Consider the following 14,089-nt stretch of genomic DNA (forward strand, 5'->3'; position numbering starts at 1 on the left):
GTGATGCCACAATCGCGGGCGAAAGATGATGCTCGTGGGCAGCTGAACGGGGAATTTTTTGCGGGCCTGCCCGCTTTTGGTTTGGGACCGATGCCGATCGAAATGCCGGCTCTCCGGCATGGGTCGTAAGAACATCGGCCCGCAAATGGAGGTGGCAAGTGTGAGAGAGCCCTTCAGTTTCGGCGCGCCGGAACGACGGCGCCTTGCGATGCAATTCGGTTACGATATGCGGCCGACGTTCTGGCACGGGGTCCGGTCGAACGCGCATCTGGTGATAGCCGCGCTTGGCACGGCCGCACTGCTCGGCGTTGCCGCGGTGGCACTGTGGCTGGCATTGCCGGCAAATGAGCGACAAGCGGCCGCAAGTCCTGAGCAGATCGTTCCGACCATCCCGGTCAAGACGACGAAGATCATGCCTGCCAAGGTTGCTGCGGCGCCGCGGACGACGGGCAAGGCAGATGCGGTTTCCCCAGCGGTGGCCGCAGCGGAAGCCGAGATACCAGCGCTGGCTCCCAACGATCCGCGCTGGACGGGGCCAAAGACGGCATCGGCCGCCGCCACGGCAGCATCCGACCAGCTGGCAAGCCAGACCGAGCAGGCGACCGATAAATCGTCTGCTTCGGTGGCATTCGCCGACCCGGCAGCAAAACCCGACGCTGCGGCATTGTTTGCCAAGGTCGCGGCTCCCGGCAGCTCAACGAAAAACAGCGGGCCCGATGGCGCGCAGACCGCCGCCATCCCCACGCCCAAGCCGCAACTGCCGACGCAGACCGCGAGCGAAGACGACAACAGCACCAAGGCAAAATCCGGAAGAGCCAATACTGCCGGTACCGGACGCATCCTGAGATCCGTCACCATGCGCACCGGCCCAAAAAAGAATGCGGCCGCCATTCTCACCGTGCCGGCCAAGACATCGGTGCAAGTGATGAGCTGCAAGCAATGGTGCCAGATCGTCTACAACGGCAAGCGCGGCTGGATCTACAAGAGCTACGTCAAAACCGGGGCGTAGGCCGGCAGAGCGATTGCGGGTCGCTCGCCATCAGCCGGTCCTCCGCCGGATAACCGGACCGTTCAAATACAACGCCCGCCGTCGACTTCCAGCGCCACGCCGGTGATGAAAGCCGCCTCGTCCGAAGCGAGCCAAAGCGCGGCATTGGCTATGTCGAGCGGCGTCGAAAGCCGGCCGAGCGGGATCGACGCGCGGAACTTCTCGCGGATCTCGGGTGTGTCGGCGCCCATGAATTTCGCGAGCATGCCGGTCTCGCCGGCAACTGGGCAGAGGCAGTTGACGCGGATGTTCTTCGGCGCGAGTTCCACCGCCATCGATTTGGTCGCGGTGATCGCCCAGCCCTTCGATGCATTGTACCAGGTGAGGCCGGGCCGCGGTCTGATACCGGCCGTGGAGGCCGTCGTCAGGATGACGCCACCGCCTTGCCGCTCCATCACCGGTACCACGGCAAGCGCTGCGTGGTAGATCGCCTTCATGTTGACTGACGTGATCAGGTCGAAGGTCGCCTCGTCGACTTCCAGCATGTCACCGTTGCGATGGGTATAACCGGCGTTGTTGACCATGATGTCGATGCGGCCGAAGGCGCTCATTGCAGCATGGACCATGTCGTCGAATTCGGACCGCAGCGAGACGTCGGTCTGGGTCCAGATCGCCTTTTCGCCGATCTCGCCGGCAACGCGCTCTGCGCCCTTGGCGTTCAGATCGGCGACGACTACGCGCGCGCCCTCCTCGGCAAAGCGCCTGGCCATGCCCTCGCCAAAACCCGAGGCAGCGCCGGTGATGATGGCGACCTTGTTTTTGAGGCGCATGCTTTTCTCACTCATCGTTGAAGACGATCGAAAACGCGTTTGGCGATGGCCATCGAAAGATGTGCGTCCATCGACGATTTCTCCTTTGGCTTTCGCTGCCATCCGGCTCTATGCTGCAACTGCGAACGCCCCCGGAAGCATCGCTTGCCGACAAGCCTCCGGCCAGCGCCGGTGTCAAGAGCACACGCGGATGTGACGCAATGGCACTGGCAAGTTTAAATCGATTAGATTATATCAGCCGCGTTATCGCGACCGGCGTCACAGCGGACAGACCATGACCAGCCAGATCATTCCCGTCGACCCTTTCGACTTCATCATTTTCGGCGGCACCGGCGACCTGTCGGAACGCAAGCTTCTGCCGTCGCTATACTACCGCCAGCGCGACCACCAGTTTTCCGAGCCGACGCGCATCATCGGCACATCGCGTTCGAAGATGACAGACGAGGAGTTCCAGTCTTTCGCCAGGCAGGCGATTGCCGACCACGTGAAGCCGGAAGATATCGACGCCACGGAACTGAAGACGTTCCTCGCACGGCTTTCCTATGTCCCGGCAGATGCAACCACAGGTGCCGGCTTCGACAGGCTGAAGAAGGCGATCGGCGACAGCGAACACATCCGCGCTTTCTATCTGGCGGTGGCGCCGGCACTGTTCGGCGACATCTCGCACAAGCTGAAGGAGCACGGGCTGATCACGCCGAATTCGCGCATCGTGCTGGAAAAGCCGATCGGCCGCGATCTAGCTTCGGCGCGCGCGCTCAACGACCTGGTCGGCGACGACTTCCATGAAAGCCAGATTTTCCGCATCGATCACTATCTCGGCAAGGAGACGGTCCAGAATTTGATGGCGCTGCGCTTTGCCAACGCGCTCTACGAGCCGCTTTGGAATTCCGCCAATGTCGATCATGTGCAGATCACCGTGGCCGAGACAGTCGGCCTGGAAGACCGCGTCACTTATTACGACAAGGCCGGCGCATTGCGCGACATGGTGCAGAACCACATGCTGCAACTGCTCTGCCTCGTCGCCATGGAGGCGCCGTCGTCGATGGACGCCGATGCCGTCCGTGACGAAAAGCTGAAGGTGCTGCGGGCGCTGAAGCGCATCAACGGCAACGAAGCGCCGAAGCACACGGTGCGCGGACAATACCGTGCCGGCGCCTCGGCCGGCGGGCCGGTGAAAGGCTATGTCGAGGAGCTCGGCAAGTACAGCAACACCGAGACTTTCGTTGCGCTCAAAGCCGAGATCGGCAACTGGCGCTGGGCGGGCGTGCCGTTCTATCTCCGGACCGGCAAGCGGCTGGCGACGCGCGTTTCGGAGATCGTCATCGAATTCAAGCCGATCCCGCATTCGATCTTCGGCGAGAGCGCCGGGCCGATCTCCGCCAACCAGCTGGTCATCAGGCTGCAGCCCGACGAGGGCGTCAAGCAGTTCATCATGATCAAGGATCCGGGGCCGGGCGGCATGCGGCTGCGCCAGATTCCGCTCGACATGAGTTTTGCGCAATCCTTCGACGGCCGCGCCCCCGATGCCTATGAGCGGCTGATCATGGACGTCATCCGTGGCAACCAGACGCTGTTCATGCGCCGCGACGAGGTCGAGGCGGCGTGGAAATGGATCGACCCGATCCAGGACGCCTGGGAAAGCGGCAGGCAAGAGGCGCAAGGCTACACCGCCGGCACATGGGGCCCCTCGGCCTCGATTGCGCTGATCGAACGCGACGGGCGGACATGGCACGAGAGCAATTAGGCGGCGCCTACAACTGGCACGAATTTGCCGGACGCCAGGAGTTGGCGACAGCGCTTGCCGGCCACGTCGCCGGCCGTCTCTCAAAGGCGATCGCCGAGCGCGGCATGGCGCTGCTTGCGGTCTCGGGCGGCACGACGCCGGCGAAATTCTTCGCGGCGCTTTCGACCGTTCCGATCGCCTGGGAAAAGGTGACGATAACATTGGTCGACGAGCGCTTCGTGCCGCCCTCATCGCCGCGCTCCAATGCCGGCCTGGTTGCCGCCAACCTGCTGCAGAACGCGGCCGCCGCCGCGAATTTCGTGCCGCTCTACCACGCCGCGGCAACGATCGAGGGTGCAGCGGTCTCCGACAGTGAGGCGCTGCAAGTGCTGCCCTGGCCACTCGACGTTGTTGTGCTAGGCATGGGAACTGATGGCCACACCGCCTCGTTCTTTCCGGATGCCGACAACCTGGCAAGATTGCTCGATCCGTCGTCGCAAAGGATCGTGCTTCCGGTTCACGCGGCAAGTGCCGGCGAGCCACGGCTGACGCTGTCACTGGCGCGGATCATCAATGCCGCCTTCATCGCGCTGCATATCGAGGGCGCGGAAAAACGCACCGCATTCGAGGCCGCGCTTGGAGTTGGAGCACGAAAGCCCATTCGCGCCGTGCTCGATGCCACTCAAAAGCCCGTAGAGGTTTTCTGGGCACCCTGATCTCAACTTGGCTGCAGGTCCCGGCAACAGCCGGAAGGTGTTTGCGGGACCTCGCCTGAAAGGACCGACCGCCATGACCGCAAGACGCGATATCGAAGCCATCACCCAGCGCATCCGTGAGCGCTCCAAGCCCGGTCGCGAGGCCTATCTCGGCCGCATCGCCGAAGCCTCGAACCGCACCGCCAACCGGGCCGTGCTGTCCTGCGGCAACCTGGCCCACGGCTTTGCCGTCTGCAGCCCTTCCGAAAAGGTAGCGCTTGGCGGGGACCGGGTACCGAATCTCGGCATTATCACCTCCTATAACGATATGCTGTCGGCACATCAGCCTTTCGAGACGTTTCCGGCGCTGATCAAGGATGCGGCGCGCGAGGCCGGCGGCATCGCCCAGGTGGCCGGCGGCGTGCCGGCGATGTGCGACGGCGTCACCCAGGGCCAGCCCGGAATGGAGCTGTCGCTGTTCTCGCGCGACGTGATCGCCATGGCCGCGGCAATCGGCCTGTCGCACAACATGTTCGATGCCGCCGTCTATCTCGGCGTCTGCGACAAGATCGTGCCCGGGCTGGTGATCGCGGCGCTGACCTTCGGTCATCTGCCGGCGGTCTTCATCCCGGCCGGGCCGATGACGACCGGCATTCCGAACGACGAAAAGGCCAAGATCCGCCAGCTCTATGCCGAGGGCAAGGCCGGGCGGGCCGAACTGCTCGAAGCCGAATCAAAATCCTATCACGGGCCGGGAACCTGCACTTTCTACGGTACCGCCAATTCCAACCAGATGCTGATGGAGATCATGGGCCTGCACACGCCTGGCGCTTCCTTCGTCAATCCCGGCACGCCGCTGCGCGACGCGCTGACCAGGGAAGCGACGAAGCGGGCGCTGGCGATCACCGCGCTCGGCAACGCCTACACGCCGGTCGGGCGGATGATCGACGAGCGCTCGATCGTCAACGGCATCGTCGGCCTGCACGCCACCGGCGGTTCGACCAACCACACCATCCACCTGATCGCTATGGCAGCGGCGGCCGGCATCGCCATTACCTGGCAGGACATCTCCGACATCTCGGAAGCGGTGCCGCTGCTGGCGCGGGTCTATCCGAACGGCCTTGCCGATGTGAACCATTTCCACGCCGCCGGCGGGCTCGGCTTCCTGATCCGCGAACTGCTCGACGCAGGCATCCTGCACGAGGATGTGCAGACGGTGTGGGGCGAAGGGCTGCGCCCCTACGCGGTCGAGGCCAGGCTCGGCGCCGACGGCGGCGTCGTGCGCGAGGCTTCGCCGCGCGAGAGCGGGGACGAGAAGGTGCTGGCGCCGTTCAAGAAGGCGTTCCAGCCGAGCGGCGGTCTGAAAGTGCTTTCGGGCAATCTCGGCCACGCCGTCATCAAGACATCGGCGGTCAAGCCGGAGCGGCGCGTCATCGAGGCGCCGGCCAAGGTGTTCGACAGCCAGCAAGGCCTGAACGAGGCGTTCAAGGCGGGGTCGCTGACCGGCGACTTCATCGCCGTCATTCGGTTCCAGGGACCGAAGGCCAACGGCATGCCGGAATTGCACAGGCTGACCACCGTGCTCGGCATCCTGCAGGACCGCGGCCAGCATGTGGCGTTGGTCACCGACGGCCGCATGTCGGGCGCTTCAGGCAAGGTGCCAGCGGCGATTCACGTGACGCCGGAAGCGGCGGAGGACGGGCCTATCGCCAGGATCCATGACGGCGATATCATCAGGCTCGACGCCGAGGCCGGGACGCTGGAGGTACTGGTGCCAGCCGGCGATTTCGCACTGCGCCGCCCCGCGGACAGCGACCTCATAGGCAATGAATTCGGCTTCGGCCGCGAGCTTTTCGCCGGGTTCCGGCAGTTGGTGGGACGCGCCGACCATGGCGCCAGCGCCTTCGGTACGGCGTGACTTTTCGACCATGGAAGAGCGGCTGGTGGCCGCTCTCCCTTAGATCTACTGAACGGTCAGCTCGGCTCGCGCGCCGGCCCTGACCGTTACCGTGCCTTGCCTCGAGCTGTTGTCCGATTTCTCCGAAACCACCGCGTAGTCGCCGGCCGACAGAGTGGCTTGATACTTCTGGTCGTAGGCGTAGCCGACCGACTTGCGGGTTCCGTCGATGGCCTTCCTGGCCTCGAATATCTCGATCTTCGAGGCCCCTGGCGCGGTTATCGTCAGCATACCGGCGTTCATCGCGATCTTCAGATCCTGATGGTCGCCAACCTTGACGCTGAACGGCTGCTCGGCCACCGCAAGGTCGACCGTCGCGACCATTACATAATCGTCGGGCGGCAGATCGAACTTGCTGTCCGGACCGTAGGCATAAGTCACCTCCTGCCTGGTTCCGTCGATGTTCTTTTTCGCCTGGAGCACTTTGAAGCCAACGCCCGAACCCTCGGCCTTGTCGCCGCCGGCAGCATAATAGGCGTTGGCGACGATACGCCCGACGCCGACGATAATGTCCTTGTCGATGACCCTGCCGGCGGCAAGCGGGATCGTCTCGATAACCATGCCCTGGCCGATCGTGACCGTCACCTTCTGGTCACCGGCCGGCAGCACGACTTTCGTGTCACCGTAATAGGTCGGCGGGGTGTCGACGCCGGGATAGCCGATTACGACAGCCGCGCCGTCATCAACGTCCGCTCCTTCGCTTGGCCGCGGGTGGATGACCAGCGTGCCGGCATTCAGGTTGAAGTGCGGTTTGGCGACCTGGCCAGGCTCTATCTTGATCTTCTGTTCGGCCCTGGCCTCGCCGGCACGCGCGACGACGATATAGTCGCCCGGCTCCAGATTGCCCTTGTAGGTGCCATATTCGGTGGTGACGGGATCGCCGCGCGTGCCGTCGGAATTCGCCTTGTAGATCTCCCAGGCATTGCCGTCGGTGACGGGATCGCCACCCTCGGCAAGCGCGACGGTGGGCACGAAATTGGACTCCGCCGGCTGGGCGGGCGCCGGCTGGGGAGCAGGCTGCGGGGCGGGAGTCGGTTCAGGGGCGGGTGGCGGAGGCGCAACGGTCTCGACGAGGGCGTCCTGCAATGCCTTTTCATCCGACGCTTCGATATATTTGCCGCCGGTATTGTCGGCGAGGCAACCGACCTGCTTGCCCTCGGCCGCCGTCAGGCCGAAGCCGACGACATTGATGGTGAAGTCGACGCCAGCAGCCTCCAGTTCCTTGCCGAGCGCACAGGGATCGCCGCTACATGTCTCGATGCCATCGGTGATGAGAACGACCGTCGCCTTGTCCTCGGTGTATTTCAATGCTTCCGCCGCTTGCTTGACCGCAGCGGTCAGCGGCGTCTTGCCCTGAAATTTCAAGCTGTCGGCCGCGGCTGAGATCGCACTTGCCGAGCCTGCCTGCGGTGGCACGATGAGTTCGATGTCGTCGCAACTGGCCTTCTCGCGATGGCCATAGGCCATGAAGCCTATTTCCTCCTCGGCCGGGACCGATTGCAGCACGTTCCGCAGCGATTGACGGGCGATTTCGAGCTTGGGCTTGCCGTCGATCTGCGCCCACATAGAGCCGGAGGCATCGAGAATGACGATGACGCGATCGGCGGCGAAGCCGAACCCCGTCGTCCACAGCAACAGGGCGGCCGCAGCGACGCTCTGCACAAATCCCGCCATCAAAAATCTCCCCCGTCAGTCGCCGCCGCTCGGCGCCGGAAAGCTATTTGACGCCGGGTCGCGACACAAGCCCGGACGGAGTACGAAGCTGCGTCGCCTCTCTGCCAAACCCTCAATACGCCGTGCGGCGTTCCTCGGAAGGCGGCCGGCCGAATTGCAGCCGGTAGCTCTGGGCAAAATAGGAATGCGAGGTGAAGCCGGTGGCGATTGCCACGTCGAGGATCGGCATGTTTGTCTGGCGCAGCAATTCGCGCGCCCGCTCGAGCCTGAGCCGCATATAATAGCGCCCGGGCGTCACACTGAGATGGCGCAGGAACAGGCGCTCGACCTGGCGCACCGACAGGCCCGCCGACTTGGCGAGTTGCACCGCCGACAGCGGCTCGTCGAGATGGTCGGCCATCAGCTCGACGATGCGGCGCAGCTTCTCCGACTTGCCGGTCAGGTCGCGTTCCGGGCCGACGCGCTGGCGGTCCCCGGCCGAGCGGATGCGCTCATGCTGGAACTGGTTGGCGACGCCATTGGCGAGGCTCGAGCCGAAATCACCGCGCACGATCTCCAGCATCAGGTCGATCGATGTGGTGCCGCCGGCGCAGGTGTAGCGCTTGCGGTCGATCTCGAAGACGTTGCCGGTGCAGTTGATGTCCGGAAAGCGTTCGAGGAAGCCGGCGCGGTTTTCCCAATGGATGGTGCAGCGATAGCCATCGAGCTGGCCTGCTTCGGCAAGCAAATAGGAGCCGACCGAAAGCGCGCCGAGCGCATTGCCGCGCCGGCCCCAACTGCGCAGCGCTGCCAGCACCTTGCTCTTGCCGGGAAATTCCGTCGTCAGCCCGACCGAGACGAACAGGATATCGACCGGCGGCAGATCGGCAACCGCGTAGTCGATCTTGAGCGGCAGGCCGTTGGACGCCATGACGGCGTCGCCGTCGGCCGACACCGTAGTCCAGCCATAGAAATCGCGGCCGAGCAGCCGGTTCGCCGACCGGAACGTGTCGATTGCCGCGGCCAGCGAGAACATGGAGAACTTGTCGACCAACAGAAACCCGAACTGCCGCCCGCCCTGAACGGGATCATTGGTGACCGGCCGTTCTAAGGGAACAGTGAGGTTCGGCAAGGACGCTGCTTTCTGGTCAGAAGGAAGGCCGTTCCAATCCGGCTGCGAGATAGGCGGAAGCTAGCGTGTTGGCCATCAGCATGGCAATGGTCATCGGTCCGACGCCGCCAGGCACCGGCGTGATGGCGCCGGCCGTCTTCGCCGCCTCGGCAAAGGCGACGTCGCCGACGAGGCGCGTCTTGCCTTCGCCCTTTTCAGGTGCGGCGACGCGGTTGATGCCGACATCGATGACGGTGGCGCCAGGCTTGACCCAGTCGCCGCGGACCATTTCAGACCGGCCGACGGCGGCGACCAGAATATCGGCGGTGCGGGCAAGCGCCGGCAGGTCCCTGGTCCGGCTGTGTGCGATGGTGACGGTGCAGTTGGCGGCAAGCAGAAGATTGGCCATCGGTTTGCCGACGATGTTCGAACGCCCGACGACGACCGCATTGAGACCGGACAGGTCCTTGCCGCGCACCCGTTCGATCAGCAGCATCGAGCCGGCCGGCGTGCAAGGCACGAAGGCGGTCTCGAGTTCGCCGGTGCCGAGCTTGCCGACATTGATGAAGTGGAAGCCGTCGACATCCTTCTCCGGCGCGATGGTCTGGATGATCTTGCCGGAATCGATATGGCCGGGAAGCGGAAGCTGCACGAGGATGCCGTTGATGGCCGGATCGGCGTTGAGCTGGCCGATGATCTTCAACAGGTCCGGCTCGGAGGTTTCGGCCGGCAGCGTGTGCTGAACCGAATGGAAGCCGCATTCCTTGGCGGTGCGGGATTTGGAGGCGACATAGACTTGGCTCGCCGGATCCTCGCCGACGATGACCACGGCGAGACCGGGCTGCCGTCCACCCTTTTCCGCCAGTTCGGCGGTCAGGGCCTTGACCCGCCGCACCACGTCTTCGGCGACGCTTTTTCCGTCAATCAACTCAGCCATGAACCACCCTCGACGCCTATCGCGTAAGCCTGCCGCGTTAAAACATCCATGCGGCGCGCTCCAGATATCTTTTATGCAGGCCGTTGCCCAGAACCATGCGCTGCGGGCGGACATGCAGCGCGGCATTTTCACGAAAATCGAGCCGGGCAATCCCGTCAATGCGCCGTCCCATGCCGTTAACTCGAAACCGGCATGTTTTATTCGACGCTCAGAAATAGCGGCGGCGCGCGCGGTTTTCGGTGAGCTCGCGAACGACCTCGCGGAATTCGCGCAGGCTGGCGCGGATTTCCTCGATCTGGCTTTGCTGATCGGCGGCTTCCGAGGCCTGATTTGCCTTCCTCGACCAGGCCTGAGTATGGGCCGAATGCGGCGGCGTGGGTTGCTGCGGATAAGGTGCCCGACCGGCATAGAGCGGCTGCGGGTGGAACGCAGGTGGCATCGCTGCGGTGGAATTTGTCGCGGCGGAAGTCTCACCGGACGCCATCTCCTCCGGCGCTCTGCCAGGCATGAGCCGGCTCAGCGCCGACAACACGGCACCGATCGGACCAGGACGTTTGGTACGCGCGATCTCGACCGGCAGAGCAGGAGGCGGCGCTGCCCGATATGCTGGGCGATCGGCGGAACCGGCATCGGGGCCGCCAAGGGAGCCAGCGGGGACGAAAAACCGATCGGCAGCTGCAGCCTCTTCCATCAGCATGGTGCCGGCCTTTGGCTCATCAGGACGGGGCTGGGTAATGCCGGCGGCTGCCAACAGGATCGTGCTGGCACGCGCTTCGCGGCGCGAGCGGGCAAGACGATGGCGTGTGGCGGCATCCTCGCGCCATAACCGGCCTGCGCGGTCCTCTAGCGAAACCAGCGATGCTTCGTCCTCGCCGCGCACCGCCTCGACGAGCGACAGCAAGGACCGCTCGTTCCTCCGGTGTTCACGATTATCCCTGTAAGCCATGATTCCTCGAGCTTTCCCCTCGGGCTGGGACGTAGCGACCGTTCCTGGTTAAGCGATGCTAAACAGGCATAGGAAATAAAAGGTTAATTTGGTCGGCCCACCCCTGCGCGACTACATGCGCATCCCAACCGCAAGGAGAACATCTGTCCCGGCGATTTCTTCATTGATAATGTGGTGTTGCTGGCCTGAGCAAGTATCGTTGCGACCGATCTCAGTCCGGGAATTCCGCGTGATCACAGTCCCAACAGGGGCTTCCCCGCCCTGCCGCGAACGTCTATGGGAAGCCATCTCTATGGGAGGCTTTCGATGACGATCAGGCTTGTTCTCGCCGGTTGCGGCAATATGGGCTACGCCATGCTCTCGGGCTGGCTGAAAGCCGGCAAGCTGGCTCCGGCTGCGGTGTTTGTGGTCGAGCCCAATGCCGAGTTGCGCAAGCGTGCCGAAGCGCTGGGCTGCGCTGCCGGCGCGGATGCCGGCGCCATCCCGGCGGACGCCGTGCCGACCCTCGTCGTCATTGCGGTCAAGCCGCAGGTGATCCGCGACGTGACGGCCGGCTACATCCGCTTCAATGATGGCCGGACCACCTTCCTCAGCATCGCCGCCGGGACACCCGTCGCTACGTTCGAAGGTATTCTCGGCGACCGCGCGCCGATCGTGCGCTGCATGCCCAACACGCCGGCGGCGATCGGCAAGGGCATGATGGTGGTGTTTTCCAACAGCCTGGTTTCCGACGACACCAAGCGTTTTGTTGCCGACCTGCTTTCGGCGAGCGGGCAAGTGGCCGATATCGACGACGAAGCCCTGATGGATGCGGTGACGGCAGTCTCCGGGTCGGGGCCGGCCTATATCTTCCATTTCATCGAAGCGCTGACCGTGGCCGCCGAGAAAGCCGGCCTGCCGACGGGGACTGCCAAGCTCTTGGCCATGCAGACGGTCTACGGCGCCGCCTCGCTGGCCGCCGAAAGCGGCGAGGAGCCCGGCGTGCTCAGACAGCAGGTGACCAGCCCCAACGGCACCACGGCTGCCGCCCTTGCCGTGCTGATGGGCGAGGACCGTCTGACGCGCCTGCTCACCGAGGCGGTGGAAGCGGCGCGGCTGCGGTCTATCGAGCTCGGGAAGTAACAGCCGGTTGCGGATTACGCGAGGTCGGTATGCGAAAAGTCGTTGCCCTTGTAGAGCAGTGCGGAGCCATGACTTTTTGCGCAGGCATAAGAAAGGCAGTCGGCTAAGTTGAGCTGGGCGGGATGTCCGCGCCCCTTTCCGTAGTCTGAAAATGCCTGGATCGCGAGCTTGGCATCGCTGGCGTCGATCGGCACAATTTCGATTTCGGCCTCGCGAAGAAACGCCTCTATCGCATCTCCGGCGACAACCGGCGGCACGGCAAGCATCGTCGAAAGCCGCATCGCCGCTTCAAGCACCACCAACGCCGAAGTTATTCTCGCGGGCGCTGCCTCAATGCGATTACTCAACTCGCGGGCATCCTCTTCGCCTGAAAGAATCGCGACAACCACGGAGGTGTCGATGAACATCAGGGATGGCCCCACATCTCATCGATCTCATCCTTCGTCACAGCCCGACCACCTTGGCCTGCCTTGGCCTTGAAGTCGTTGGCAATGGCAGCAAGCCGCTCAGCCAGGGGAATGCGTCCGCTCTCCCGCTTCAACTCGGATTCAAGCGCTTCGATGACCGCTTCGGTCATCGAAATCTTGCGTTTGGCAGCAAGCTCTCGCGCCAGTTCGCGTGCGCGCGGGTCCCTGATCTGAAGATTCATGTGATCGCCTCCGCCTTCATCGTCAATACAATATAGAGAGTTGTAATGACAATGCCAGTAGGCCCGGCCAAAGGCCACCGCGACAGCTCACCGGTCGACAGCGTCACGCCCATACAGCATCTCGTCCTGCAGCCGGCGCAAGGCGAACAGCCCGGTCGTCGGGTCGGGCGCGGCATTGTCGGCGGTGAGCAATTCGCCTTTCCTCACCGGTTTCAGCACCTTGCCGCCTTCGAGCAGACCGACCGGCACGGCGCGATGGGCGCGGGCTTCTTCGACGGTCATGGTCCAGGAGCGGTAGCAGGTCTCGCCGATCGCGTCGAAAACCTCGCCTGCCGCCAGATCGCGCTTGGCCACCGCGCAGACCTCTGCCACCGGCCGCGGCAGCGGCACCATGTCGGGCTTGCCGTAAAGCGCGATGCGAGCGGCCGTCAGCGGCACTTCCAACGAGGTCAGATGGTAGGGCCTGAAGAAGCTGTAATAGGGACCGTGGCCGATATGCAGATCGTCCATGCGCTCGATGATGCGCGGATGCGTCGCCTCGACGATGACGAAGACACCGGGCGCCACGCCCTTGCCGACGGTGTAGTCGACGACGCCCTTCTTCGACAGAATGCCGCCCTGCTCGCGCGGGATCAGCACCTTGACCAGCTCGTCGCGATCGGCCTTGGGGCCGTGCATGCCGGGAACGTCGGGCACCAGCCCGGTGGCGTTGGCAATGGCGCACATCTCGACCATGGTTTTCGAGCCGTCGACGAACTCGACCAGCATGCGCGGATTCATGTTGCGGCGCAGCGCCTCCTCGCGGTAGTCGTCGGGAACGGCGTCGTGGTTGAGCGGGTTGTTCTTGCCCTTGCCGGCGGAGACGATGGTGTAGCCGAGCGCCGAGGCGAACTCGATCAGCTCCATGCAGCTCGACGGCTCGTCGCCGGCACCGACCGAATAGACGACGCCGAGCCGGTCGGCCTGCTGCTTCAGATAACAGCCGATGGTGACGTCGGCCTCGACATTCATCATCACCAGATGCTTGCCGTGCTGCATCGCCATCAGGTCGAAATCGGCGGCGACCCCGGGCTTGCCGGTGGCATCGATGACGACATCGATAAGCGGATTGGTGACCAGCATTTCGTTCGAGGTGACGGCGATCTTGCCGCTTTCGATCGCCTGGCTGACCTTCGAAGCGCTGTCCGCTTCGGCTGCCATCGCCTGGTCGCCATAAGCAATGCGGATGGCGTCACGCGCCGTATGCGGGCGGCGCGTCGAGATCGCGCAAACCGAAATGCCCGGCATCAGCATGCCTTGCGTCACCAGGTCGGTGCCCATCTCGCCAGAACCAATGACGCCGATGCGCACCGGGCGGCCTTCCGCGGCACGCTTGGCAAGATCGCGGGCAAGCCCGGTCAAGGCGACATTGGTCATACTGGAAACGTCCACTGCTTTTTGATTTGAAGCGGGAATAGCAGGGAACGGCAACCCATTGC

The 14,089-nt window shown here is 63.9% G+C and carries 14 protein-coding genes; 5 read left to right on the forward strand and 9 right to left on the reverse strand.

The window, feature by feature from the left end:
• Positions 1 to 208 precede the first annotated feature (208 nt).
• Positions 209 to 1,009, forward strand: a complete 801-nt coding sequence (locus tag NKJ73_RS26505) for an SH3 domain-containing protein (protein WP_352571633.1) — start codon at positions 209 to 211, stop codon at positions 1,007 to 1,009.
• A 62-nt stretch (positions 1,010 to 1,071) separates the two neighbouring features.
• Here the strand turns inward: NKJ73_RS26505 and NKJ73_RS26510 are convergent, their stop codons facing one another.
• Positions 1,072 to 1,818, reverse strand: coding sequence for an SDR family oxidoreductase (locus NKJ73_RS26510; protein WP_023677438.1), 747 nt, complete (start codon positions 1,816 to 1,818; stop codon positions 1,072 to 1,074).
• A gap of 274 nt (positions 1,819 to 2,092) precedes the next feature.
• On the opposite strand from NKJ73_RS26510, the gene zwf reads away from it, so the two are divergent.
• The 3 genes from zwf (at position 2,093) to edd (ending at position 6,154) form a co-directional block, all read left to right on the forward strand.
• Positions 2,093 to 3,562 (forward strand): glucose-6-phosphate dehydrogenase, encoded by a 1,470-nt coding sequence (gene zwf / locus NKJ73_RS26515; protein ID WP_023677437.1) that lies wholly within the window; start codon positions 2,093 to 2,095, stop codon positions 3,560 to 3,562.
• Positions 3,544 to 4,257, forward strand: a complete 714-nt coding sequence (pgl, locus tag NKJ73_RS26520) for a 6-phosphogluconolactonase (protein ID WP_352571634.1) — start codon at positions 3,544 to 3,546, stop codon at positions 4,255 to 4,257. Before zwf ends, pgl begins: the two co-directional genes overlap by 19 nt.
• Positions 4,258 to 4,330: 73 nt before the next feature.
• Positions 4,331 to 6,154, forward strand: a complete 1,824-nt coding sequence (gene edd / locus NKJ73_RS26525) for a phosphogluconate dehydratase (RefSeq protein ID WP_352571635.1) — start codon at positions 4,331 to 4,333, stop codon at positions 6,152 to 6,154.
• 45 nt (positions 6,155 to 6,199) lie between these two features.
• On the opposite strand, the gene NKJ73_RS26530 is transcribed toward edd, so the two are convergent.
• The 5 genes from NKJ73_RS26530 to NKJ73_RS26550 form a co-directional block, all read right to left on the reverse strand.
• Entirely contained in the window at positions 6,200 to 7,867 is a 1,668-nt protein-coding gene (locus tag NKJ73_RS26530) for a vWA domain-containing protein (protein WP_352571636.1), read from the reverse strand.
• A 112-nt stretch (positions 7,868 to 7,979) separates the two neighbouring features.
• A complete protein-coding gene (locus tag NKJ73_RS26535; protein ID WP_023677433.1) occupies positions 7,980 to 8,978 on the reverse strand; it encodes a GlxA family transcriptional regulator in 999 nt (332 codons plus the stop codon).
• A 16-nt stretch (positions 8,979 to 8,994) separates the two neighbouring features.
• Positions 8,995 to 9,894: a bifunctional methylenetetrahydrofolate dehydrogenase/methenyltetrahydrofolate cyclohydrolase FolD gene (folD, locus tag NKJ73_RS26540; protein WP_352571637.1), complete on the reverse strand. Its 900-nt coding sequence runs from the start codon at positions 9,892 to 9,894 to the stop codon at positions 8,995 to 8,997.
• Between the two features lie 37 nt (positions 9,895 to 9,931).
• Positions 9,932 to 10,066 carry a hypothetical protein gene (locus NKJ73_RS26545; RefSeq protein WP_023677431.1) on the reverse strand — a complete coding sequence of 45 codons (135 nt, stop codon included), beginning with the start codon at positions 10,064 to 10,066 and terminating at the stop codon, positions 9,932 to 9,934.
• A 36-nt stretch (positions 10,067 to 10,102) separates the two neighbouring features.
• Complete coding sequence (locus tag NKJ73_RS26550) at positions 10,103 to 10,840, reverse strand: hypothetical protein (protein ID WP_352571638.1); 738 nt, start codon at positions 10,838 to 10,840, stop codon at positions 10,103 to 10,105.
• 306 nt (positions 10,841 to 11,146) lie between these two features.
• Between NKJ73_RS26550 and proC the strand changes: the two genes are divergently transcribed.
• Positions 11,147 to 11,962, forward strand: coding sequence for a pyrroline-5-carboxylate reductase (gene proC / locus NKJ73_RS26555; RefSeq protein WP_352571639.1), 816 nt, complete (start codon positions 11,147 to 11,149; stop codon positions 11,960 to 11,962).
• Between the two features lie 14 nt (positions 11,963 to 11,976).
• Here proC and NKJ73_RS26560 read toward each other — a convergent pair whose 3' ends face one another.
• The 3 genes from NKJ73_RS26560 to NKJ73_RS26570 all read right to left on the reverse strand — a co-directional run bounded on the left by NKJ73_RS26560 (position 11,977) and on the right by NKJ73_RS26570 (position 14,027).
• Positions 11,977 to 12,369, reverse strand: a complete 393-nt coding sequence (locus tag NKJ73_RS26560; protein ID WP_023677428.1) for a type II toxin-antitoxin system VapC family toxin — start codon at positions 12,367 to 12,369, stop codon at positions 11,977 to 11,979.
• Positions 12,369 to 12,611, reverse strand: coding sequence for a type II toxin-antitoxin system VapB family antitoxin (locus NKJ73_RS26565; protein ID WP_352571640.1), 243 nt, complete (start codon positions 12,609 to 12,611; stop codon positions 12,369 to 12,371). Before NKJ73_RS26565 ends, NKJ73_RS26560 begins: the two co-directional genes overlap by 1 nt.
• Positions 12,612 to 12,698: 87 nt before the next feature.
• The gene (locus NKJ73_RS26570) at positions 12,699 to 14,027 is read right to left on the reverse strand and encodes an NAD(P)H-dependent oxidoreductase (RefSeq protein WP_352571641.1); all 1,329 of its coding nucleotides are present in this window, start codon (positions 14,025 to 14,027) and stop codon (positions 12,699 to 12,701) included.
• Positions 14,028 to 14,089 lie beyond the last annotated feature (62 nt).

Source organism: Mesorhizobium sp. M0074 (assembly GCF_040322975.1).
Lineage (GTDB): Bacteria > Pseudomonadota > Alphaproteobacteria > Rhizobiales > Rhizobiaceae > Mesorhizobium.

What these genes read in the sequence shown, in the direction of transcription:
- NKJ73_RS26505 (WP_352571633.1), top strand. Translation starts at nt 209, where the DNA reads ATGCAATTCGGTTACGATATGCGGCCGACGTTCTGGCACGGGGTCCGG.
- NKJ73_RS26510 (WP_023677438.1), bottom strand. Translation starts at nt 1,818, where the DNA reads ATGCGCCTCAAAAACAAGGTCGCCATCATCACCGGCGCTGCCTCGGGT.
- zwf (WP_023677437.1), top strand. Translation starts at nt 2,093, where the DNA reads ATGACCAGCCAGATCATTCCCGTCGACCCTTTCGACTTCATCATTTTC.
- pgl (WP_352571634.1), top strand. Translation starts at nt 3,544, where the DNA reads ATGGCACGAGAGCAATTAGGCGGCGCCTACAACTGGCACGAATTTGCC.
- edd (WP_352571635.1), top strand. Translation starts at nt 4,331, where the DNA reads ATGACCGCAAGACGCGATATCGAAGCCATCACCCAGCGCATCCGTGAG.
- NKJ73_RS26530 (WP_352571636.1), bottom strand. Translation starts at nt 7,867, where the DNA reads ATGGCGGGATTTGTGCAGAGCGTCGCTGCGGCCGCCCTGTTGCTGTGG.
- folD (WP_352571637.1), bottom strand. Translation starts at nt 9,894, where the DNA reads ATGGCTGAGTTGATTGACGGAAAAAGCGTCGCCGAAGACGTGGTGCGG.
- NKJ73_RS26545 (WP_023677431.1), bottom strand. Translation starts at nt 10,066, where the DNA reads ATGGGACGGCGCATTGACGGGATTGCCCGGCTCGATTTTCGTGAAAAT.
- NKJ73_RS26550 (WP_352571638.1), bottom strand. Translation starts at nt 10,840, where the DNA reads ATGGCTTACAGGGATAATCGTGAACACCGGAGGAACGAGCGGTCCTTG.
- proC (WP_352571639.1), top strand. Translation starts at nt 11,147, where the DNA reads ATGACGATCAGGCTTGTTCTCGCCGGTTGCGGCAATATGGGCTACGCC.
- NKJ73_RS26560 (WP_023677428.1), bottom strand. Translation starts at nt 12,369, where the DNA reads ATGTTCATCGACACCTCCGTGGTTGTCGCGATTCTTTCAGGCGAAGAG.
- NKJ73_RS26565 (WP_352571640.1), bottom strand. Translation starts at nt 12,611, where the DNA reads ATGAATCTTCAGATCAGGGACCCGCGCGCACGCGAACTGGCGCGAGAG.
- NKJ73_RS26570 (WP_352571641.1), bottom strand. Translation starts at nt 14,027, where the DNA reads ATGACCAATGTCGCCTTGACCGGGCTTGCCCGCGATCTTGCCAAGCGT.